Annotated in this window: 19 protein-coding genes and 1 other annotated feature; of the genes, 9 read left to right on the forward strand and 10 right to left on the reverse strand. The window is 36.2% G+C overall.

What is annotated here, in order from left to right:
• Positions 1–13: 13 nt before the first annotated feature.
• The gene (locus KHA87_RS18455) at positions 14–493 is read right to left on the reverse strand and encodes a GyrI-like domain-containing protein (protein WP_213095659.1); all 480 of its coding nucleotides are present in this window, start codon (positions 491–493) and stop codon (positions 14–16) included.
• 111 nt (positions 494–604) lie between these two features.
• Between KHA87_RS18455 and KHA87_RS18460 the strand changes: the two genes are divergently transcribed.
• Positions 605–1,567 carry a helix-turn-helix transcriptional regulator gene (locus KHA87_RS18460; protein ID WP_213095660.1) on the forward strand — a complete coding sequence of 321 codons (963 nt, stop codon included), beginning with the start codon at positions 605–607 and terminating at the stop codon, positions 1,565–1,567.
• Between the two features lie 286 nt (positions 1,568–1,853).
• Positions 1,854–2,702, forward strand: a complete 849-nt coding sequence (locus tag KHA87_RS18465) for an MBL fold metallo-hydrolase (RefSeq protein ID WP_213095661.1) — start codon at positions 1,854–1,856, stop codon at positions 2,700–2,702.
• Between the two features lie 204 nt (positions 2,703–2,906).
• Here the strand turns inward: KHA87_RS18465 and KHA87_RS18470 are convergent, their stop codons facing one another.
• Positions 2,907–3,491, reverse strand: a complete 585-nt coding sequence (locus tag KHA87_RS18470) for a TetR/AcrR family transcriptional regulator (protein ID WP_349305601.1) — start codon at positions 3,489–3,491, stop codon at positions 2,907–2,909.
• A 231-nt stretch (positions 3,492–3,722) separates the two neighbouring features.
• Here KHA87_RS18470 and KHA87_RS18475 point away from each other — a divergent pair, with 231 nt between their 5' ends.
• Positions 3,723–4,457, forward strand: coding sequence for a glucose 1-dehydrogenase (locus KHA87_RS18475; protein WP_213095662.1), 735 nt, complete (start codon positions 3,723–3,725; stop codon positions 4,455–4,457).
• A gap of 93 nt (positions 4,458–4,550) precedes the next feature.
• Here KHA87_RS18475 and KHA87_RS18480 read toward each other — a convergent pair whose 3' ends face one another.
• Positions 4,551–5,723, reverse strand: coding sequence for an MFS transporter (locus KHA87_RS18480; RefSeq protein WP_213095663.1), 1,173 nt, complete (start codon positions 5,721–5,723; stop codon positions 4,551–4,553).
• A 79-nt stretch (positions 5,724–5,802) separates the two neighbouring features.
• Here KHA87_RS18480 and yeiL point away from each other — a divergent pair, with 79 nt between their 5' ends.
• Positions 5,803–6,471 (forward strand): transcriptional regulator YeiL, encoded by a 669-nt coding sequence (gene yeiL / locus KHA87_RS18485; protein ID WP_213095664.1) that lies wholly within the window; start codon positions 5,803–5,805, stop codon positions 6,469–6,471.
• A gap of 317 nt (positions 6,472–6,788) precedes the next feature.
• Here the strand turns inward: yeiL and pruA are convergent, their stop codons facing one another.
• Positions 6,789–8,420, reverse strand: a complete 1,632-nt coding sequence (gene pruA, locus KHA87_RS18490; protein WP_213095665.1) for an L-glutamate gamma-semialdehyde dehydrogenase — start codon at positions 8,418–8,420, stop codon at positions 6,789–6,791.
• Between the two features lie 316 nt (positions 8,421–8,736).
• Complete coding sequence (gene brnQ / locus KHA87_RS18495) at positions 8,737–10,062, reverse strand: branched-chain amino acid transport system II carrier protein (RefSeq protein ID WP_213095666.1); 1,326 nt, start codon at positions 10,060–10,062, stop codon at positions 8,737–8,739.
• A 51-nt stretch (positions 10,063–10,113) separates the two neighbouring features.
• Positions 10,114–10,355 (reverse strand) — a binding site (T-box leader).
• A 497-nt stretch (positions 10,356–10,852) separates the two neighbouring features.
• Between brnQ and KHA87_RS22290 the strand changes: the two genes are divergently transcribed.
• The 3 genes from KHA87_RS22290 to KHA87_RS18510 all read left to right on the forward strand — a co-directional run bounded on the left by KHA87_RS22290 (position 10,853) and on the right by KHA87_RS18510 (position 14,121).
• A complete protein-coding gene (locus tag KHA87_RS22290; protein ID WP_249310607.1) occupies positions 10,853–11,194 on the forward strand; it encodes a zinc ribbon domain-containing protein in 342 nt (113 codons plus the stop codon).
• Positions 11,195–11,435: 241 nt separating this feature from the next.
• On the forward strand, positions 11,436–12,212 hold the full coding sequence (locus KHA87_RS18505) for an ABC transporter ATP-binding protein (protein ID WP_213095667.1): 777 nt from the start codon (positions 11,436–11,438) through the stop codon (positions 12,210–12,212).
• Positions 12,199–14,121: an FtsX-like permease family protein gene (locus tag KHA87_RS18510; protein WP_213095668.1), complete on the forward strand. Its 1,923-nt coding sequence runs from the start codon at positions 12,199–12,201 to the stop codon at positions 14,119–14,121. The genes KHA87_RS18505 and KHA87_RS18510 overlap by 14 nt, the downstream gene beginning before the upstream one ends.
• Positions 14,122–14,216: 95 nt before the next feature.
• On the opposite strand, the gene KHA87_RS18515 is transcribed toward KHA87_RS18510, so the two are convergent.
• From KHA87_RS18515 to KHA87_RS18535, 5 genes are all read right to left on the reverse strand, one after another.
• Positions 14,217–15,230 (reverse strand): sensor histidine kinase, encoded by a 1,014-nt coding sequence (locus KHA87_RS18515; RefSeq protein WP_213095669.1) that lies wholly within the window; start codon positions 15,228–15,230, stop codon positions 14,217–14,219.
• Positions 15,227–15,901, reverse strand: coding sequence for a response regulator transcription factor (locus KHA87_RS18520; protein WP_213095670.1), 675 nt, complete (start codon positions 15,899–15,901; stop codon positions 15,227–15,229). Before KHA87_RS18520 ends, KHA87_RS18515 begins: the two co-directional genes overlap by 4 nt.
• Positions 15,902–16,137: 236 nt before the next feature.
• Positions 16,138–16,515: a VOC family protein gene (locus KHA87_RS18525; protein WP_213095671.1), complete on the reverse strand. Its 378-nt coding sequence runs from the start codon at positions 16,513–16,515 to the stop codon at positions 16,138–16,140.
• Positions 16,516–16,567: 52 nt separating this feature from the next.
• Positions 16,568–17,431 (reverse strand): helix-turn-helix domain-containing protein, encoded by an 864-nt coding sequence (locus tag KHA87_RS18530; RefSeq protein ID WP_213095672.1) that lies wholly within the window; start codon positions 17,429–17,431, stop codon positions 16,568–16,570.
• Positions 17,432–17,563: 132 nt separating this feature from the next.
• Positions 17,564–18,091, reverse strand: a complete 528-nt coding sequence (locus tag KHA87_RS18535; protein WP_213095673.1) for a DinB family protein — start codon at positions 18,089–18,091, stop codon at positions 17,564–17,566.
• Positions 18,092–18,556: 465 nt separating this feature from the next.
• Here KHA87_RS18535 and KHA87_RS18540 point away from each other — a divergent pair, with 465 nt between their 5' ends.
• On the forward strand, positions 18,557–20,062 hold the full coding sequence (locus KHA87_RS18540; protein WP_213095674.1) for a malate:quinone oxidoreductase: 1,506 nt from the start codon (positions 18,557–18,559) through the stop codon (positions 20,060–20,062).
• Between the two features lie 387 nt (positions 20,063–20,449).
• The gene (locus KHA87_RS18545; protein WP_213095675.1) at positions 20,450–22,720 is read left to right on the forward strand and encodes a YhgE/Pip domain-containing protein; all 2,271 of its coding nucleotides are present in this window, start codon (positions 20,450–20,452) and stop codon (positions 22,718–22,720) included.
• Positions 22,721–22,805 lie beyond the last annotated feature (85 nt).

The following is a 22,805-nucleotide window of genomic DNA, read 5'->3' on the forward strand; positions in this document are numbered from 1 at the left end:
TCCTACTACTTCATTATTTTTTAACAACAGGAATCCACATTTCACCAAATACTAAGCCGTTTCGCTGCCCCATCTCCACCGTAGTATTTGGCCCGCCAACATAGGCAAAATCCTTTACCTCAGGCAGTACTTGACCAAAGGCAACGCCAGCAAGCGTATTGCTCAACTCATCGGATGTTTTTGCTTCCCCTTTCACAACTAGGTATTCTCCTTTAGGAAATTGAATGACTCTCGTTGCTTCTGGTACCGACTCCTCGGTCATGACGCCAGCATAATGCATCATCTTGTTATTTACTGCTTCGTTCACGGCAAAAATGTAATCATTTGTAGCTATGGCTTTTAAAGTATCCAGCGTTCCATCTTGTTTGACAGCCGACCAAAAGTCTGCCTTTTCCTTGTTGATGCCAGCGAAGTCTGTGTAATGGCTCTTAAGCTCTGTTCCGATACCTAAAACAGTAAAGCTGTCTTTTTCTTCTAGGGTATAATTGGTCATATTTAAAACCTTCCTTTTTTAGAAAATTAATCAAATGATTTGTTTTTTCACTTGATGAGTTTATAATAGCTTTAAATCGTGTCAAAAAATGATACTGTTTAGGAGGTCCCGATGAAAAAAGTTGAGCGAATTAATATAATCATGCGGTATATCAATAACCGCGCCCACTTTACAATATCTGAAATCATGCAGGAATTTAACATTTCTCGTTCAACAGCTATTAGAGATATCCGAGAAATTGAAGCCATGGGGATGCCACTTGTCGCTGAAGTGGGAAGGGATGGGGGGTATTTTGTCATGAACAACTCTGTCCTGCCCACTGTTCGCTTTACCGATAATGAGATTAAAGCTCTTTTTATTGCTTTCATGGCGACAAGAAATCAACAACTACCTTATTTAAAAAGTCGTCAGTCGTTAGCTGAAAAATTACTTGGCCTCATATCAGAAAACCAGCAAGATGACCTTGTTTTGTTAAATCAAATCTTGCTTTTTGAAGGTACAAACCCCAATAATCCCGACTTACTTGAACTGTCGGACCTACCTCATCCTATTCTAGAAAAACTCATCCAAATCCTTCTTTTGGATAGCTATTTATTGATTACGATCCAAGAAGGGAATGTAATAAATTCTTATCCAATTTATCTCTTGCACCTTTATCGTGAAAAAGGCCTTTGGATGATTGATGGCTTTGACCTAAAGGAAGAAAAGAGAAAGGTTTTTCCTGTCGACAATCTCACGGATGTAGAGCGTTACCCTACGAAAAAGGTTTTAAGCAAGAAAAAGATTTTAGAAAAACTAAGTAAACAGGAGGAAGTAATGAACCTTGTGCTTGAACTTGGCCCAAAGGCGATTGCCCAGTTCAGAAAATATCATCCTTTAAAAGTATCAATATCTTATACGAATCCTTATCAAACAACTGCCATTCTCAAGACCTTTATCAATGTCCATAATCCTGAAGAATTGATTGAAATAACAAACTGGCTACTTTTCTTAGGTGAGGACATTACGGTTAGGGAATTGCCAGAAGAAGTCTTAGAAGGTTTACGAGAGAGATTAGGCTTATTTTGCCCATAAGCAGTGCTAGTTAAAACCCAAACAATTGTGAGCTTGTCCGGCTGTCCATTATCACTTATTTTTCGCCAACGTGAAAGATGGGTTCTGAAGTTGAAAATATTTTAAAAGAAAAATAGCATGTATATTAACACTGTTCTTTAGTGAATTTCCATTTCATTTATTTTAGTGAAAGGTTAAACCTAAATTTGAAGCATTTCTCGAACTGTATTATAAATAGTAATGGTTTTTGGAATAATTCCCCTTAGGTTAATGGACTAAAAATTTTACGAAAGAAGGAAGAAACATAATGCACTCGATTAAAAAAATAGGTAAGAGTTTTTGGTATATCACTCCAATTTCGGAGACGGATAGGCCCATTCTTGGGATGGTAGTTGGAAATAATAAGACATTGATGATTGATTCAGGTAACTCAGAAAGCCATGCTCATTATTTTCTGAAGGAGCTTTCAAAAATGGAGGTTCCAAACCCTGATATGGTTGTTCTTACACATTGGCATTGGGATCATATCTTTGGTCTTTCCGCTTTATCAAATACAGTTTCTATCGCTTCCAAAGATACGAAAAATGAAATGGAGAAATTAATTCCGCTTTCGTGGTCAGACGAGGCAATAGATGCGCGAGTAAAAGAAGGAACAGAAATTGAATTTTGTGCAAAAGCAATGAAGAACGAATTCAAGGATCACCGAGATATTAAGATTGTCTTGCCGGATGTAACCTTTACAAAACAAATTGAAATGGACCTCGGTGGGGTAACCTGTATTGTACGACACGTTGGCGGTGATCACGCTGCAGACTCCGTAATTGTATATATTAAAGAGGAAAAGATTCTGTTTCTTGGAGACTGTATTTATCCTGATATTTTTTCTAAAAAAGAAAACTATACTATCAGCGAAACACTTCGGCTGTTAAATGAATTAGAAACATTTGATGCGGATATATATATCCCTTCGCATCAACAGCCGATATCAAAAGAGGAATTCAATCAGGAAGTTGCTATGCTTAGAACCATAGCAAAATATACGGATATTTGTGGTGGTGATAAGCAGAAGATCATAGAGGAATATGAAAAATACGTAAATAGGGAGCTTACAGAAGACGAAATGGAAACAATCACTGACTTTGTAAATGGATATTAAATTACCTAAGCAGTCAAGATATTACGATCTCGGCCGTAAAGGCTATTACGTAAACAAGCACCCTTTTGTTAAAAGTATTTTGGAGAAATCTTTTAACGAAATGACTATTGAAATGACTATTTTAGCGTCAAAGAATAGACTTTGACGCTATTTCTTACGTTATTTTTTGTAATCAAAAACCCGACACTTATCTAAGTTGTTACCTTATTCTTTATTTTTAACGATTACATCACCTAACGTTGTGGAGTATAGATATGCTAATCTTTTCGCCATTTCTTGCGGGGAGCTTTTAAAGCCCTCTTTAATCCAGTAAATAAAAAAGCCTAATAAGGCGTATGTTTCATAGGAATTAATTGCTTCTACATCAAACCATATTTCCTCTTTCAACATTAGATCGCTTCGACTTATATTGGAAATGGTTTCACAAAAAATATTTTGTGAGCCCGGAATTACTTCGCCCATTAGCATTAGCGAAAACACAAATTGATTTTTAAACACAAATTCAAAAATTGGAATAAGATGGGAAGGGTCGGATAAAGAAAACATCTTTTTCCCTTTAAAGCTTTCTCTATAATATTGCGCAAGCTCATCTAGATAATCTTGAAAAATATCTGCCAATAGCTGTGTACTATCCTCATAATGGGAATAAAAAGTAACTCTATTACAGCGGGCAACTTTTGCAATTTGTGTAATAGAAATCTCCTTAAATTCTTTTTCCTTTAATAACTCCAACATTGCTTTTTTCAAATTGTTACGTGTTCTTAAGATTCGTCGATCTTCTTTAGCCACTTGAAATGTCACCTAGCCTTGCAACATACATTCTTCTTAAAAGTATAACATGAAAAATGCGGGTACGTTTCTCAAAATATTCCATTGAATGCTTCATTCAATTATTTAGTAAGCGTCTTTTTTGACACACATATAAAATTCTGTTATTTTACACTTGTAGTTTAAATGATATATCGCCTGTTTCAGTTTCAGGAAGATTTAGTTTTTTATTTGAAAGGGAGGAGTTCTTTAATGGCTCGTTTAAAAGGAAAAATAGCAATTATTACAGGCGCTGCTCAAGGTATGGGAGCATCTCACGCAAGACGCTTTGTCGCAGAGGGTGCAAAAGTTATATTAACAGATTTAAATGAAGAAAAAGGTACAGCATTAGCAAGCGAATTGGGCGGAAATGCTTTATTTGTAAAACATAATGTAACAAACGCAGAAGAGTGGGCAGATGTTGTTGCTAAAGCTGAAGAAAAGTTCGGACCAGTCAACGTATTAGTAAACAATGCCGGTATTACAATGGCGAAGTCAATTCTTGAAACTACAGAACAAGAATACCGCCGCATTGTGGATATTAATCAGGTATCTGTATTTTTAGGATTAAAAACAGTTATTCCATCCATGCAAAAAGCAGGTGGCGGCTCGATTATTAACATTTCTTCAATAAATGGTCTTGTTGGTGGAGCAGTTGGTTATACGGATACAAAATTTGCTGTTCGCGGTATGACAAAAGCAGCTGCGATGGAATGTTCACACTATGGTATCCGTGTTAACTCTGTACATCCAGGAGTTATCGCGACTCCAATGGTAGTGCAAGAAGATACAAAGGCCGCTGTAGAGGAATTTGCCAAGCACATTCCTTTAAAGAGAGTTGCACAACCGGAAGAAGTAACAAATATTGTTTTATACTTAGCTTCTGATGAATCAAGCTACTCTACAGGCTCTGAATTTATTGTTGATGGTGGATTAACTGCGATGTAGAAACAAATGGCACTCCTTATGGGTGCCATTTTTATACATTGAGGCTGTTCTCAATTTATCTAATAAGAACACTGGCACTCCCTAAGTTTTAAACTAAATAGAAAGCGAAGTTTCCTTTTTAAGTTCTAGCTTTCTATATACAAGTGCAAGAATCATCGATGGAATAGTGCAAACAATCATTCCGATGAAAGCATATCTTGGTTCAATTTCGTATAAATAGCCGCCGAACATCGTAAAGACGGCAGTGCTCCAACTAAGAGCCAGTGCGGAGTACATCCCTTGAGCTTTAGGAATTTGAGACGGAGAAATGTTCTTTATTAAGTATTTCATAAAGGCGTAATGCCCCATAGCGAATGAACATGCGTGTAAAATTTGCGAAACAGAGAAAACAAATACATTAGGAAAGGCAAATACTAATATCCAGCGTAAAGAGGAACCTAATGCTGCCATTGCAAGTAGGGAGCCTACGGAAAAGTTTTGAAATCTCCTATCTGCGATGGAAAAAAAGATAATTTCTGCAACCACGGCAATATTTATAATTACACCTATCAAATATTTGGGTGCATGGATTTCCTGTAAAAAGAGATAACCATAATTGTAATAAGAAGCATGTGCTGCTTGAAGTAAGATCACGATAATTAGTACCAAACTAAAGTGTTTGATATCGAATAATTTTAACAGCCCCATCTTTTGTGTTTTGTCTGCATGTGGCTTTTTAGATAGTATAACTGGTGCACGCATGAAGCCAAGACATACTACAAACACTGTACCAAATATAAACGCCCATAAAATCACTCGATCTCCAAGCATCCCTGTAAATACAGATAGAATCATTCCTGCCAAGATGAATCCAATAGATCCCCACTGACGGCTTTTCCCATAATGCTTTAATTGGTTATTTTGTACGAGGATACTCGCAGCGCTATCTAAAGCGGGCATTAATGCAGGGTAGAAAAAATGGAATATTAATGTGACTATAAGTAAGCTAGTAAAGGTATTTGCTGGAATATAACACAGAATAGAAATCAGAGTACCGATTTTCGCTCCATTTAATAAGATTTTACTACTCAATTTTCCTGATAAATAAGGAAAAGCAAATAATGTAGAAAGGCCTCTTGCGACCAAGCCTAAGCTCATAATCAAACTAGCTTGAGGAACCGTAATCCCTTTTGCATGAATCATCCATCCTGTCCAAAAGGGCAGAAAAATTCCCCATGTCATAAAAAAACTAAAAAACTGTAAACTCATCCAACGATGTGTATTCATTCTATATACCTCCATTGTTTGCATGTTATCATGGAAGTATATTAATAAATAGGAGATATCTCATATTATGAGGTGAATGATGGAAATCTACAAAGGTAAAAAAAAGCAATTGTATTTGGAAAAGAACTCTATTGCAAATTTGTTTTCTTTTCCGGCGGAAGAGTTTATGGAAGTGCACGAATACCAACGTGATGAGTGGATCATTCAAGAGGGGATGAGACCCAATTTTTTATTTTATGTTATGGAGGGAAAAGCAAAAATATATATAACTCATCAAAATGGCAAAGTTTCCTTAATTAATTTTATTAACCGAAAAGATTACATTGGCGAAATGGAATTATTAAACGATGTCTACTATACAAAAGGAATTCAAGCCTCAACGAAGACCATTTGTTTTGCTCTTTCCATTCATCACTGTCGTACACAATTAATGGAAGATGCCAAATTTTTACGTGAATTAACGAAGTTTTTAAGTATAAAGGCAACACATATGGCGTCTAAGTATTCACAGAGCCTTGCTTTTCCCCTAGAAAATCGGCTTGCGGATTTCATCTTGCAACTAGCTGATGAAGGCGTTTATAAAGAAAAACATGTAACTGTTTGTGATTATTTAGGTGTATCCTACCGACACTTACTACATGTGCTTACACAATTTTGCGATAAAGGATATCTACAAAAAGATGGGAGATATTATCATATTAAACAATACCATTCCTTATTGGAACTTGCGGAAATGTTGAAGAATTAGCAGCTATTTAGGATGAAGAATATAAACTGAACCTAATGTTAGGAAGACAAAAACTATTGGTATTACTTAGTGGAGGGAGTCCTGTTGAAATTAATGTCAAAAAAGAATAAGCTAATTATTTCACTAATAATAATATTAATTATATGTATTGCTGGTCTATTGGATATTAAATATAAAGGGTTTTTCTATCGATTATTACCTAGTTCGATTCAATCATATTTAGCTAATATTTCTTAAATATATGAACTTGTCTTTGCAGGAAAAGTAAAAAGAGGTTGAAAGTAAAGTATTTCAACCTCTTTTTATATTATATTTAATTATTCTGCATCCATAAATGGATATGCAATATCTGTAGTTGGTGCAAAGTTTTCTTTGATAACACGAGGACTAGTCCAACGAATCATGTTAAATACTGAACCTGCTTTATCGTTTGTACCAGAACCACGAGAACCACCGAATGGTTGTTGATTAATCATAGCACCAGTTGGTTTGTCATTGATATAGAAGTTTCCTGCTGCACCTGATAAGCGATTTTCTAAATGCTGAATGGCTTGACGATCTTGTGCAAAAATAGAACCAGTTAGTGCATACATAGAAGCTGTGTCAACTGCCACTAATGTTTCTTCTAATTTTTCGTTTTCGTATACATAGATCGTTAGTACTGGGCCAAAGATTTCTTCCACCATCGTTTTGAAGTTTGGATTTGTTGTTACAATGATCGTTGGTTGAACGAAGTATCCAACAGAATCATCATACGTACCACCAGCAATAATTTCCGCTTCTTCTGAAGCTTTTGCATATTCAATATAGCTTGTAATAGAATCAAATGCTGGTTTATCAATAACAGCACCCATAAAGTTACGGAAGTCACGAACATCTCCAACTTTAAGCTTAGCTGTTTCTTCTACTAAACCTGCTTTAACTTCTTCCCACATGCTAGCAGGGATGTATGCACGAGAAGCTGCTGAACATTTTTGACCTTGGTATTCGAATGCGCCACGAACTAGGCTTGCGACTACTTTGTCCGCTTGTGCAGATTCATGAGCAAATACAAAGTCTTTTCCACCAGTTTCCCCAATTAAACGAGGATATGAGTGATAGTTAGCAATGTTTTCTCCTACTGTTTTCCAAATGGTTTGGAATGTAGCTGTAGATCCAGTAAAGTGGAATCCAGACATGCGAGGGTCTGTTAACACTATTTCGGATACTTGTGAGCCACGAGAAGGCACAAAGTTAATAACACCTTTTGGTAGACCAGCTTCTTCTAAAATACGCATAAAGTAGTAGTTTGCTAGCATAGAAGTTGTTGCAGGCTTCCAAACTACAACGTTCCCCATCATTGCAGGAGCTGCAGGTAAGTTTCCGCCAATTGCTGTGAAGTTGAATGGAGAAATAGCTAATACGAAACCATCTAAAGGACGGTAATCTGTACGGTTCCAAATATTTTTCATACTGGACGGTTGAATTTGATACACTTGATTAGCATAGTCTACGCCGAAACGTAAGAAATCTACTAATTCTTGAGCTGAATCAATTTCCGCTTGAACAACTGTTTTGGATTGTCCTAACATTGTAGCAGCATTCATTACATCACGGTATGGACCAGAGATTAAATCCGCAGCTTTTAGGAAAATAGCTGCACGGTGCTCCCATGGCATATTTGCCCATGCTTCTTTCGCAGCCATTGCTGACTCGATAGCATCACGTAATTCTTTTTCTCCGGCTTGAGAATAGTTAGCTAATATATGTTGATGATCGTGAGGCATAATCACTTGCTTCACTGTATCTGTTTTAATATTTTCCCCATTAATAATGACAGGGATATCGACTACGATGCCAGATTGGCGTTTTAATTCTGCTTTTAATGTTTCACGTTCTTTAGTACCTGGAGCGTATGAATTACCAGGCTCATTTGTAGGTGTTGGGATTTTGAAAATTCCGTTACTCATTCTTTCACATTCCTTTCTATTTATATATTCTGTTGCTTTTCATACAAATCTCTTGTTTCGACAATATTATAACATACTTTTTCTATTCTTGAGATTTGTATTATTTCTTATGGTTAGGAATTTACATCCAACTCATGGTTATCGTCAAATTTATGAAAATTTGAAGGTACTCCATTAAATTTCCCCATCTGGTCATTGTTTTAGGTACATCACTTTTTAGGAAAGGTTTCTGTTTACCACATATAAAGGTTATTAATATGGTTTTAGCTTAAAAAAGCAATAAAGTTAACGATTTCTAGAATTTAAATACCTTCTTTTATTCGCTTCCTTCATCGGTAATTGCTGAACCGGAAATCTTATGAATGAGTAGTCCGATACCGCCGCCAATGATTGCTGGTGCCACCCAGCCAAGGTCAACAGAAGTAAGCGGAAGACTTCTCATCACTGATTCCACAACACCCCAATCGACTCCGAACATTTTTAGCCCGTCATGCAAGCTTACAAGTCCAGTCAAAATCATTGCTCCAGTGTAAACCTTTCGGGATCCGTTAAAATAACGATGGAAGAATGAAAGGGCAACGACAACAATCGTTAACGGATAAGCCATAACTAAGAATGGAACGGAAATCGTGATAATTTGATTTAAACCTAAATTTGCTATTAAGAAGCTGACAAGAGTAACAAGTGTGACAAACATTTTATAACTAATCTTTGGTGCAATTGTGTTGAAAAATTGTCCGCATGCAATCGTGAGACCGACACAGGTAGTAAAGCAGGCTAGTGTAAAGATCATACCAAGTAAGACTTTCCCGCTATTGCCTAGTAAAATTGTAGATGCACTTGATAATATAGCTGTCCCGTTATCAAAGTTTCCATATGAAGCCATTCTCGCGCCTAAGTAACCAATTGCCAAATAAACAAGTGCAAGTGCGGCACCAGCAACCAATCCCGCTTTTACTGTATAAACCGTTAATTGCTTGTGGTCATTGAGACCCTTTTGCTTAAATGTTGTTAAAATAACAATCCCGAAAGCAAGAGCTGCCAGAGCGTCCATTGTGGAATAGCCGTCGATAAAGCCCTTAAGTAAAGAAGCACTTTGATAAGTCTCTGTTGGTGCTTTTAAAGGATGATTAAGTTTGAAAAGTCCAGTGACACAAAGAACGACAATGGATACTAATAATATTGGGGTAATCCAGCGCCCCATATAATCAACGACCTTAGAAGGATTTAAGCTTAATAAATAGACAAGTAAAAAGAAAATAGCGGTAAAGCTTAGTAGGAGAATGGAATTGTTAATAGAAACGTCTCCTAGAAAAGGCTTGAAGCCCATTTCGAAAGCAACATTGGCATTCCGCGGTATTCCAAAGAATGGTCCGATGGATAAATAGACAACAATGGTGAATATTGCTCCAAACCATGGATGAACACGATTCCCAAGTGTATTCACGCCGTCTTTTCCAAGGGCGGTGGCAATTATCACTACTAGTGGAAGCCCTACGGCTGTAATGATAAATCCAATAATCGCTGGCCAGAAGGAAGTTCCGGCCCCCATTCCTAGAAATGGTGGGAAAATCAGGTTACCAGCCCCAAAGAACATAGAAAATAACATTAATCCTACAAAAAACGTGTCTTTTTTTTTCACTTTTCTCTCTCCTTATCTTTTTTAGACAAATAAAAAAAGCCCGTCCCCTTGGATAGGGACGAGCTAGCTCGCGTTACCACCCTACTTCCGCAAAAAAATAAATTGCGGCTCTCGTCAACGTACTATCATACGCGTCCCATTTTAACGGCGGGAAGGTCCGGCAAAGGTCTACTAACGATTCGACCTTGCATCTCGGAGATGATTTTCACCCGTATCTTGACACCGACTTTCACCAACCGCCGGCTCTCTTAAGTGCAAGAATTACAAGCTACTCTTCTCGTCATTGATTTTTTTATTGTCTGAATAATATTAATAGAGTAATTATAGTAGCTAACAAAAATTTTGCAACCCCATTATTTCTAATAAGAAGGATAGAAAGCGTTTACGATGTTAATATGATAATGGGGAAAATATTTTAGCTATATTTTTCCCACCAACTATGCCCACTGTTAGAAATCGTTTGAACAGCACAAAAGTAATATCCCCAAGAATAGGAAAATATTTAGGTATCCGAATTATGGATAGATAAAGAATTGTTATATTGTAAGAATACTAAAAGGAGGCTTTACAGGTAGTGTAATCCATTCAATCAATCTTAAAAATATCGACTAGAAAAAAATTTGAAAGAGCTGCGAGAATTTTGTCTTTTTATGAAGGAATTTCCGGAATTTTGTAGTAAAATTAAATTAGAAGAAAATCACCATAAAGGATGGTTACTTCTAGCACAGAAAGATTGCAATTATTGGGTATAAATTTATTAATTGATTCTATTAAAAATAGGGGAATGCTTATGTATTGTAAAAAATGTGGAACACAATGCAGTAATGAGGACAAATTTTGTCATAAATGTGGAGAAGTATTACATCATGAAGTAGAGGGACTAAATACCTCTGTACAATTTCCAAACCAAAGTGCCAAGACTCAAGATGCTACCGTTTTTATCGTCCTTGGATGGATCTTTTTTGCAATATCCTTGCTATTTATTCCAATCCTTTTTGGTGCAGGTAGTGTCATTATGGGTTACTTAGTGAGAAAAAGAGGCAAGGAAACACATGGTACCGTCATGATGATTCTTGGGGTAGCAGGAGGCCTTCTTGGAGTATTAATAGGAATGGCAGTTGCTGGTTTTTAAATTCATCCAAGTGAAATTAATTAAATAATTCATATTTGAAGGGATGCTAAGAGTATAGGAGCATCCCTTTTACTTTTTTAGATAAATATATTAGCAACACCTTTAGTAGAAATAGAGAATTAAAAAAATAAATAGTGACAAATTTGTAAGGATTGGGGATAAATTGTAAGGATAAATTATGGTTGCGTCCCTATGTTTCTTTTATAGTGAAAATATAAGAAAAAATTTAAGGGGTGATAATATGGACAACCAACTCGTATTAGAGGCTACAAATATAAAAAAAGTATTTGGATCAAAAGGGAATCTTCATACAGCATTGGATGACATTGAACTGGAGGTATATAAGGGAGAATTTGTCGGTATAATGGGCCCTTCTGGTGCAGGAAAAACAACGCTTTTGAATGTATTATCTACTATCGATGTACCGGCTTCAGGTGCCATAACAATTGATGGAGATAATATCCTCGAGTTTAACGAAGAGGATCTAGCGGATTTCAGAAGAGAAAAATTAGGATTTATTTTTCAGGATTACAATTTAATTGACACGTTAACGGTTAAGGAAAATATCATTCTTCCTTTAAGTTTATCGAATGTTTCTCCCTATGAAATTGAAAAAAGGGTGGAAAAAATAGCAGTGGAGCTTGGAATAAAAGGTATTTTAAATTCCTATCCTTACAAGATTTCGGGTGGTCAGCAGCAAAGAACGGCAGTGGCAAGAGCGATTATTTCGAATCCAAGCCTTATATTCGCAGATGAACCGACAGGAGCGCTCGATTCAAAATCTGCCTTTATGCTGTTAGAAACCATGGCCAATTTAAATAAACAACAGCAGGCAACCATCTTAATGGTAACGCACGATGCCTATGCTGCAAGTTTCACCAACCGTGTTCTATTTATCCAAGATGGTTCCATTTTTACAGAAATAAGGAAGGGGGATCGGACCCGAAAACAATTTTTTGGTCAAATCATTGATATCCTTGCAACCATTGGAGGAGGTGGGCATATTGACACTATTTAGCTTGGCAAGGAGAAATTTGAAGACGAATACAAAACAGTATTTATTGTACTTTTATCCAATGGTGCTAAGTATTGTTATCTATTTTACCTTTGTATCGCTTCAATATAACAATCAAATTATCCAAACTGCGACCGCCCTTGGAAAGGTACAGCCTGCCTTTATGGCATCATCTGTTTTGCTGTTTTTGTTTTCAGCCACTTTTATCTGGTACTCCAATTCTTTTTTTACAAGAAAACGAAAGAAAGAGATAGCATTATACTCCTTATTTGGTATATGCAAGAAACAGATAGCAAGACTTCTTTTTTATGAAAATTTGATTACAGGTTTCATTGCTCTTGGAGTTGGAATCGCAATAGGGGCCATATTATCGAAGCTATTTGCTATGCTTTTAATAAAATTAATGGGGTTTTCATTTATTGCAACATTCTATATATCTTCTAAAGCTATAATCCAAACACTAGTTGTGTTTACAGGGATTATCGGCGTAACCGCAATACATAATTACCGGATAATATATCGCTATACATTGATAGAGCTGCTAAAAGCCGATAAACAAGGGCCTGTGGAGAAAAAGGCATCGAAGATTACCGCACTATTATCATTATTAATCCTTGGAGTAGGCTATTATATTTTACTGCTTCCTGGAGATTCCGCTTTTTATAAGAGATATGGTTTTACAGCTGTCATGTTTTCTTTGTTATTCATGTTGATTGGGACCTTTCTTTTCAATCGGTCGGTTTTCCATGTATTCTTAGAGAAGCTTGAAACGGTACGAGGAATTTATTTTAAAGGGACTAATTTAATTAGTGTTTCTCACCTTCGTTTTCGGATGAAAGGCAATGTAGTTATTTTGTCCATGATAGCATCATTAACCACTATTACATTATTTACGTTGGGGGCTATTTTCGGATTTCACCATAACTTGCTATCTGAAACATCCAAAAACTACCCATTAAGTATTATGTATACATCCCAAAGCAAGGAAATCGATTATCAGGTGGAACGGTTAATTAAGGAAGACAGGAAGCACTCGATTGTATTCTCCAAAAAACTAGAGTATTTGCAGTTGGAGGGGGATCTTTCTTCGACAGGAAGATGGTCGAATCAACAACCAATATTGCTAATTTCAGAAACAGAGTATCAAAAGCTGGCTACAAAAATGGGATTGAAGTATGTGAAAAATATCGGAAAAGATAGAGCCGTTGTTTTTCATGACGGGAATTTAAATCAAAATAAGGATCCATACACAGGCAAAACGGTGCAATTGTCGGATCAAAGCAAACTTACCATCCAAAAATATGAAAAAGGGCATTTGTTAAATCAAAGCTATTATTCCTTTCCGATGGTAATTAATAATAGTCAATATCAGCAACTAAAAAAGCATAACGATATACGATATATGCAAATTTATAAACTAGAGAATGAAAAATCAATGGGGGAACTTTCAAAGGAAATAGAGGATAAGGTCTATAAAACTAGTTCCTTTGATGAAGCCCTTCAATATTCCTCCTTTCACCAGGAATATGAAAGAGGAGTTCAAACTTATGGGCTGTTAATCTTCATTGGGGCCTTTTTAGGAATTGTATTTTTACTCGCCACCGGCAGTATGTTGTATTATAAACAGCTTACAGAAGCAACAGCAGACAAGGAACGCTATAAAATACTACGAAAGATTGGCATGAACAGAAAGCAAATGAAGGGGACCATTGCAAAACAGATTTTACCAGTCTTTGTGCTTCCGTTAGTCATGGCAATTCCAAATAGTTCTGTTATCCTATCAACATTGGCGAGATTTGCTAACATCAATATGCTGCAGCCGTATCTAATCACGATTGCTATTTATATTGGAATCTATTTTGGTTATTATTTGCTAACAGTAAGGAAATACACTTCTATTATAAATTATTAAATAAAGATGGTTATAAAGTTTGAATTTACAAAAGCAACATAGCTTAAGAAAAGAACCTTAAAAGGAAAAGGCGTGATGGCAGCATCACGTCTTTTCTAATGATTGAAAGGATGAAATTCCTCTTTTAGCAGCTCAACGTTTTTGGAAAACTGGATAGACAATTCAGTATAAGAACCTTCAATGGAATGTACTGTCAACTGATGCCCCAGTTTACTGGCTATTTTCTTGGCAAGATATAGACCCATGCCAGTGGAAGCAGCGAATTGCCTGCCGTTATTTCCTGTAAAACCTTTCTCGAAAATTCTGGGTATATCCTCCGCGGGAATGCCGATTCCATTGTCCCTAATAATGATCCTTCTTTCATCTTTAGGAATTTCGATCAGTATCTTTCCTCCAGAGGGGGTATATTTTAATGAATTTGAGAGAATTTGGTCCATGATGAATCGGAGCCCTTTTTTGTCTGAGAGGACTTCCATGGCAGAAAGATGTAATTCGAGCTTTATCTTTTTGGATAAAAACACCTTACGATTATCCTTTATTGCTTCTTTTATTATTTGCTCGACATTTATTTCCTGAATTAAATAGTCCTTGTTAAAATCGCTTGCTCTGGCATAATAAAGGGATTGGTCAACCAGATGCTCTATTTTCCACATTTCTTCTTCCAAGCTTTCTGAAATGGTTTCCGTTTCAAATATCATTTTGCTAACGGAAATAGGTGTTTTAATTTCATGAACCCAAGTAGCGATATATTCGTTCCATTCCTTCTGCTCTTTTTTTAGCCGTTCTAATTCTTTTTCATATTGCTGTTTTTGGTTCGTTAATAGTTGAGTAATTAGCTTTTCTTCATAATAATTGGTGTTGAATAGTTCTAAAATAGAAGAGGTTTCTATTTGATCAGCTAATTCCCGGTAGAAGGCTTTTTTTCTACGGTAATCAAAAAATATGTAAATTAGAAATAGCAAGCTGATAAGTAGCAATAAATATAGAAGATTACTAATGTGAATTTTTAGTTCAGGGTCCAATAGGATGATGATAGACGTTAGTAATAGAACTATAAAATAAGTGATTAAGAGATATCGGTTATCCTTAAGATAATGCTGCCATTTCATTGCAAAAGATATCCCTGTCTTTTCTTCGTCATGATTACCTCTTTCAGGCCGATTTCCTCAAGCTTCCTCCGCAGACGAGCAATATTTACAGTAAGTGTATTGTCATCGATAAAATGCTCATCTTCCCATAAAGCCCTCATTATTTCGTCGCGAGAGATTATATGCCCCGCTTTTTTCATTAGAATGTATAAAATCTGAAATTCGTTTCGTGTAAGTGAAACCTCTTTCCCATGATGGGAAGCAAAAGAGTTTTGAATACTAAGAGTAAGCTTTCCAACCGTAAGCTGGTCATTTTCCTTGTCTTGAATGAAAGTAGAACGTCTAAGGACCGCATTCATTTTTGCCACCAATACTTCGAGCGAAAATGGTTTTTGTATATAGTCGTCTGCACCCATGTTCATTGCCATTACTATATCCATGCTTTGAGAGCGGGAGGAAATAATAATGATAGGTATACCGGACAGCTGGCGAAGCTTGCTACACCAATAAAATCCATCGTGCACAGGTAAATTAATGTCCAGTAGGATTAGATGGGGCTCCTCTTGCAACATTTGCTTATCAATATCTTTGAAATTTTCTATTATCGCAGGCTGGAAATTCCACTTTGCTAAGTAATTTGCTATTAAGGTTCTTATCTTAAGATCATCTTCAGCAATTAAGACCTTGTACATATATATCACCCATTTAATTATAACAAAGGTGAAACAAATTTTTACAAAAGAAGACACGTTTCACGTGAAACATTTCTTTAAGATCTAAGCAACCTGTTTGGAAGAAGGTTAGTTTTGTAAGGTAGGGTGAAAAGTATCACTATTAGTAAGAATAAATTTTAGACAAAGGTTATAAGAAACTAATAGAACAGGAAGGATACCGCTCCTATCATTAGAACGGTATCCTCTTACTTTCATTAAACTTGTACTTCATTCATCAATGCGTGTGTATTTCCTTCTGTATCCTTAAAAAATGCCATCCATGTTTCTGTTTGCCCGATTTTGGCAACAACATGTGGTTCATCTATAAATGTAACACCTTTAGTAACTAAGTTTTCATAGGTATCTTTAATATGATCTACTTGAAAATAGATGACCGAACTGGAATAAGCGAATTCCTCTTTTTCCGGAAGTGTAAGCATGAGCCGCAGCCCGTTGCATTCAAAGAAGGCCAAGCTATCCGTGTTAAATAATAGAGAGAGACCCAGTTTCTCTTTATAAAAATCTTGTGCTCTATTTATATCTTGTACAGGCACTCCAATTTGTCCGACTTTTTGAATCATCTTCGTTTCCAAAGAACATTTCTCCCTTCTAATCTCCTATCATTATAAAAATAAATCATTTTACTTAAGATTTCTTATCCAAAATCACCTTTTTACGATATTCTAAAGGAGAAATTCCGACATATTGCTTGAACATTTTGCTGAAAGATACAGGATTTTGAAATCCTAGTTTAAATGTTATCTCCGTCATATTATCTTCAAGATTGGATAATAGCTTTTTTGCTTTTTGTATTCTTAATTCTGAAATATGCTGATGAGGTGTTTTGCCGTATATTTGTGAGTATGTTCTTAGTAAGTGGTTTGTAGATAAGAAAGCAATCTGTGCAATTTCATCTAACTTAATTGGTTTGTCATAATAGCATCTTATATAATCATTGGCAATACTGACTCTCCTATATAACTCTTCACGTGTGGAATGACGGATTGCACTTAATGATTCCACCTCTTTCCAAGTATTGGTATGTTCTATTAAAATAGTTTGCATTAACTTATAAAATTGTTCTTCATAACCATTAGGGTCATGTTGAAGAGCAGATAAGTTCTGTTTGAAAGTTTTTATTTGAGAAGAAAGAGTATCACTTGTAGGATAGGTTTTTTCAAAGAATCCAATTGAACTTGTGACCTTAAAAGGGTCACTTAGAAGTTTATCGTTTGACTCAATTAATGATTTCGCTACTTCCGCTGCAAATCCTTCTTTAAAGAAAACACAAAAGGATTCCACTTCCTTCTTCTCCTCTATTGAAATGGTATAAGCTCCTTCGTTAAGAAGTAAGTATCGGCTTTCTTCAACAGCAAAAAATCCTTTACTAGTTTTATAATAAGCATTACCATTCGAAAATGTTTTAATAGAAAGTTGGCCAATCCCCTCCCAATAGAACTGGTCACTTTTTGCATGTAAGACGAAATTGGAGGAGCTCTTTCTAGTCATAATACCTATCTCCCTAATATTGAAGCTTTATAGTATATACCTTAATTAAACAAATTTCGCTCTGCAAAACATGAAAAACTCGTCGAACAATGACGAGCTTTTCATGTTTCTACATCGCAATAGAATGTAAAGTTAGCGATTGTTTACAGCGTTTAAAGTACTAAGTATCTGGAAAATTTGCCCCCTATGGTGGGATTCATGTTCGATAAGATGGTAGATTACCCACTCGGGTGTCACATCGTAGTGGGCTAGACTTCTCGGTGTTTTCCAATCCTTCAAGTCCATGGAACGAAAATGAAAAAGCAATTCATCACGTACCGATTTCAAACGGTGTAAATGTTCTTCTATTTTCTGGCCATCAATATGTGTTAAAGTCTTATCGATATTACGATCTTCCAAAGGAAATAACGAACGAATTATTGGGTTCCATTTTCCACCAAGAACCTCTTCGTACAGCCAGTCAGCCTCAATCAGTGCAATATGGTATAACAGTGATCCGACGGAGTGACCGCCATTTAGTTTTGTATCAAGTAATTCTTGGTTCAATCCGGATACTCTTTTTAAAATCAAGCGTCTAACATCCTCTAAGCACCAAATCCATCGCCCTATCTCTGGTTCAAAATCCGGTAACGGCACTACTACTAATTGATCTTTCTTCAAAGGTTTATCCCCCAAATATTTGGGCTCACGCAGTTTATAGGGGTAATGATACGTTTACCCTATATGAAATACACCCCATTAGATGTCTTTATCTTCCTCATAAAAACAACGCCTCCCTCGATTTAATTAAGGAGAGTATAACACAAAAAACAAATTGACGTAATATTTGTTCAATTCACTGTATTGTACTTTGCTATTTAAATTCGAATAAAATGATTATGAGGGATTGGTCTTCGGCAATGCTGTAAATATTTATTTTTATACATGAAAAAAGGATGTTAAAAGATTGCTTTGATAACTATCAGCAATAGTAAATATTTTAATCCGGTTACAATAGTGATATAATGTAAACAGATAAAAATCGATTCGGAAAAGGTGTAGACTTAGTCGGCCTTGGTTTTCCTTTATAGCTTAATGGGCCTCACACATCCTTTCCGTATATCATAGGGAATAGGGACGATAAGAATGAGTAGCAAACAAACTAATACAGAAGTAATTTTAATTGGTGCCGGAATTATGAGTGCAACTTTGGGGACAATCCTTAAGGAATTAGCGCCGGACTGGAACATTAAAGTGTTTGAAAAGCTCGAAACCCCAGGTGAGGAAAGCTCTAATGAATGGAATAATGCTGGAACAGGGCATTCTGCGCTGTGTGAGCTTAACTACACCGTCGAAAAGTCGGACGGTTCTATAGATATTAGCAAAGCTATCAATATTAATGAACAATTCCAGGTCTCCAGACAATTTTGGTCATACCTTGTTAAGAGCAATCTGATAAGAAATCCGGAGAAATTCATCATGCCATTGCCACATATGAGTTTAGTGCAAGGCGAAAAAAATGTGACATTCTTGAAAAAACGATTTGAAGCGTTAACAAACAATCCTTTGTTTCAAGGAATGGAATTTTCTGAAGACCCTGAAACACTGAAAGAATGGATTCCGCTCATCATGGATGGCCGTGCATCGAATGATCCAATTGCGGCAACCAAAATTGACTCAGGAACGGATGTTAACTTTGGTGCTTTAACTAGAATGTTGTTTGACCATTTAAAGAGTAAAAACGTTGATGTCAAATACAAACATCAAGTGGACGATATTAAACGTACAGATGACGGATTATGGAAATTGAAAGTCTGGAATATGGAAACTGGAGCTATCGAACGCCATACTGCAAATTTCGTATTTATTGGAGCTGGTGGTGCTAGCTTGCCATTACTACAAAAAACAGGTATTCCTGAAAGTAAGCATGTTGGAGGATTCCCGGTAAGCGGGCTATTCCTAGTATGTAATAATGAAGAGGTTGTGAACCAGCATCATGCTAAAGTATATGGTAAAGCAGCAGTTGGAGCTCCTCCAATGTCCGTTCCACATCTTGATACTAGATATATTGACAACAAAAAATCATTGCTGTTTGGACCGTTTGCCGGCTTTTCTCCAAAGTTCTTAAAAACGGGTTCCAATATGGATTTATTTAGTTCTATCAAGCCAAATAATATCCTGACTATGATAGCGGCAGGTTTAAAAAATATTCCACTAACAAAATATTTAATCGGCCAACTATTGTTATCAAAAGAACAACGGATTAAAGAGTTACGTGAATTTATTCCTAACGCTAAAAGCGAGGATTGGGATATCGTTGTAGCAGGTCAACGTGTACAAGTTATTAAAGATACAGAGGCAGGCGGTAAAGGAACTCTTCAATTTGGTACGGAAGTTATTACCGGAGCAAATGGCTCCATTGCGGCATTATTAGGTGCATCTCCAGGTGCTTCTACTGCCGTTCAAGTCATGCTTAATGTCATCAAAAGATGCTTCCCGCAAAATATGGAAGAGTGGGAACCGAAAATAAAAGAAATGATTCCTTCTTATGGTGTGTCGCTATCGGAAAACGAAGAGCTTTTCCGTGAACTTCATGCTTCAACCGCTCAGTCGCTTGGTCTTAGCGATAGCATGCCAGTACAGATAGGCTAAATAATAGTATAAATTAGAGGTGCCTGCCCCCCATTGTGTTAAAACTTTAACGCAATGGGGGGCAGGCATCTCTTTTTTGCTTAGAAATTTATAAAATTCAACCTTATGAATAACTTTTGTAAAAATGATCTACATTTAGTTCCAAGTGAAATTTGAAGTTCTAATTTCACTAAGTGAAGTTGGAACTTCAAACTTCACTTATCCATACGCCAATGTTCAAGGCGCTCCGCGCATTTGTTCCTGCACATTTGATTCGCATAACATTGGAAATATATAGGCAGGATAAAAGAGTAGATCAATTGGTCATAGAAATATTTAGCTTTAAATATAGTCATTTTCCGAATGGTAAAGGGGGAAATCAATCAGCAATCTTTAGGAGGACCTTTAATGAAACATATCATGAATATTTTTTTCAGGGATATGAAGAATATAGCTACTAATCTGGCAGCTGCAATTATGGTTTTGGCTCTAATTTTGTTACCTTCCCTTTACGCATGGTTTAATATCAAAGCATCATGGGATCCATACGGGAACACATATCAAATACCTGTTGCAATAGTCAATGAAGATAAAGGGACAAGGGTAAGAGATAAAAATATTCATGCAGGAAATGATCTGATTGAAAGCTTAAAGAAAAATCATTCATTTGAATGGCATTTTGTGGATCGTGAAACAGCGATGAAGAAAGTAAAATATGGTGACTATTACGCAACTATCCTCATTCCTAAGGATTTTTCCGAAAAGCTAGGAACAGGCATAAGTGATAATCCGACAAAAGCCACTGTTGAGTATTATGTGAATGAAAAAATTAATGCAATTGCTCCCAAGATTACGGAAAAGGGAGCGAGTGTTCTTACGGAACAAATTAGCAGCAGTTTTATTTCAACGGTTGATGGGGCTATTTTCAATATTTTTAATACTCTTGGTATAGAAATACAAAAGAATCTGCCTGATATAGAAAGGTTCCAACAATATTTATTCCTGTTGGAAGAAAAATTGCCAGTTATTAAAACCAGTCTCAATGAAAGCTCCGGCGATATAAATAGCGCCTTGGCAATCGTGAAGAGTGCCCAACAATTAATTCCGAATGTAAAGGATGCAACAACCAAAGGATTAAAAACAATTAATGACACAACTGCTTTTTTAAATAAAGCGGAAACTCGCTTTAATGAAATATCGCCAAAAGTGAAGGAAGACATGGAAAAGGTTCAAAAAGCAACACATATGGTGGAGTCGTTTATCAATAGCCGTCAGCCAATTAGCCAAGATTGGGGAGAAGTGAATAATATTCAGCTGGAAACCAATGATGCCATCAAGCATATTAGCGATTTGCAAAATCTGCTTGTAAAATGGAAAAAAGAAAATCGCACGACAGACAATAAGGCAGTAAGGGATAAAATAGCAGAACTTCAAGGAATATTGGGAAGTCCATCAGCTCAAGGAAATAAAAATTCAGAGCAGCTAAAAGGGAAGTTACAGCAACTGGACGATTTAGAAGCTTCTCTTTCTCAAAATAGTGATAGGAGACTTGATAATTCTATTAGTACTCTGGATTCTGTGAAGCAAAGCCTACAGGAAGTACAAAGTAATACGGATAAATTAAAAGCCTTTATATCTAGTATGCCTAATTTTGAAGGTGTACAGAACCTAACGAAAACTACAAGCCGGCAGGTAGATGATTTTATTAAAAGCTATAACAATGAATTGGAGCCAATGATCCGTACTCGATTAAAGGATGCGAAAGATACTTTAAAAGAGGCACGAGATATCTTGGTAAAAATACAACACACAATACCACAGGTTGAGTCCATTCTTTCCAATACAAAAGAACAGCTAGAAAAAGGCAAAAAAGTTCTTGATTACGCAAATGGAGAATATCCATATGTAAATTATAAAGTACGAAAATTAGCAGACAAAGTGAGGAGCTTAAATAAACAGGCGAATATTACGGACCTTATTCAATTATTAAAAAATGATCCCAATGCAGAGCGTGGGTTCTTTGCGGAACCGGTTAAATTGCATACCAATACCATTTTCCCGATTGCAAATTATGGAACAGGAATGTCTCCGTTTTATACCGTATTAGCTTTATGGGTTGGAGGGTTATTAATGGTTTCCCTGATGACCACAGATGTAAATGATATGGAGAATTATACAGGAAGACAAATATACTTCGGAAAGGGACTTACGTTTTTGACAATTGGTGTTTTACAGGCGTTCGTTGTAACAGCAGGAGACATTTGGTTGTTAGGGGTAGACGTAAAAGAACCTTTTTGGTTTATCCTATTTGGATTCCTAAGTAGCTTAGTATTTATCCTAATTATATATTCACTCGTTTCTATATTCGGGAATGTCGGAAAGGCGCTTTCGATTGTTTTACTTGTTTTACAAATCTCCAGTTCAGGAGGAACCTTTCCAGTAGTTTTACTCCCAAAGTTCTTTCAACAAATTAATCCGTTTTTACCGTTTACTTATGCTGTAGGGCTAATGAGAGAAGCAGTAGGGGGTATTCTTTGGGGGAAGGTATTACGTGATCTTCCTTTCCTTCTCCTATTTGGCTTAATTGTCATTATCTTGGTGGTTTTGTTAAAAGACCCTATCAACAGGGCTAGCAATAAATTAATGGAAAAAGCAAAACAGTCCGGATTGTTTCATTAAATAAGGATCTTTTCTTAAAGTTTGTTGCTTTTAGTCATAAAAAACCTTATATCAATCTTTAGTTACGTTAAGAATCCATAATCAT

Source organism: Bacillus sp. FJAT-49736 (assembly GCF_018343615.1).
In the GTDB taxonomy this organism is placed as follows: Bacteria; Bacillota; Bacilli; order Bacillales; family Bacillaceae_C; genus Margalitia.

What these genes read in the sequence shown, in the direction of transcription:
- KHA87_RS18475 (WP_213095662.1), top strand. Translation starts at nt 3,723, where the DNA reads ATGGCTCGTTTAAAAGGAAAAATAGCAATTATTACAGGCGCTGCTCAA.
- KHA87_RS18465 (WP_213095661.1), top strand. Translation starts at nt 1,854, where the DNA reads ATGCACTCGATTAAAAAAATAGGTAAGAGTTTTTGGTATATCACTCCA.
- KHA87_RS18520 (WP_213095670.1), bottom strand. Translation starts at nt 15,901, where the DNA reads ATGTACAAGGTCTTAATTGCTGAAGATGATCTTAAGATAAGAACCTTA.
- KHA87_RS18480 (WP_213095663.1), bottom strand. Translation starts at nt 5,723, where the DNA reads ATGAATACACATCGTTGGATGAGTTTACAGTTTTTTAGTTTTTTTATG.
- pruA (WP_213095665.1), bottom strand. Translation starts at nt 8,420, where the DNA reads ATGAGTAACGGAATTTTCAAAATCCCAACACCTACAAATGAGCCTGGT.
- KHA87_RS18455 (WP_213095659.1), bottom strand. Translation starts at nt 493, where the DNA reads ATGACCAATTATACCCTAGAAGAAAAAGACAGCTTTACTGTTTTAGGT.
- KHA87_RS18515 (WP_213095669.1), bottom strand. Translation starts at nt 15,230, where the DNA reads ATGAAATGGCAGCATTATCTTAAGGATAACCGATATCTCTTAATCACT.
- KHA87_RS18540 (WP_213095674.1), top strand. Translation starts at nt 18,557, where the DNA reads ATGAGTAGCAAACAAACTAATACAGAAGTAATTTTAATTGGTGCCGGA.
- KHA87_RS22290 (WP_249310607.1), top strand. Translation starts at nt 10,853, where the DNA reads ATGTATTGTAAAAAATGTGGAACACAATGCAGTAATGAGGACAAATTT.
- KHA87_RS18505 (WP_213095667.1), top strand. Translation starts at nt 11,436, where the DNA reads ATGGACAACCAACTCGTATTAGAGGCTACAAATATAAAAAAAGTATTT.
- KHA87_RS18530 (WP_213095672.1), bottom strand. Translation starts at nt 17,431, where the DNA reads ATGACTAGAAAGAGCTCCTCCAATTTCGTCTTACATGCAAAAAGTGAC.
- yeiL (WP_213095664.1), top strand. Translation starts at nt 5,803, where the DNA reads ATGGAAATCTACAAAGGTAAAAAAAAGCAATTGTATTTGGAAAAGAAC.
- KHA87_RS18545 (WP_213095675.1), top strand. Translation starts at nt 20,450, where the DNA reads ATGAAACATATCATGAATATTTTTTTCAGGGATATGAAGAATATAGCT.
- KHA87_RS18460 (WP_213095660.1), top strand. Translation starts at nt 605, where the DNA reads ATGAAAAAAGTTGAGCGAATTAATATAATCATGCGGTATATCAATAAC.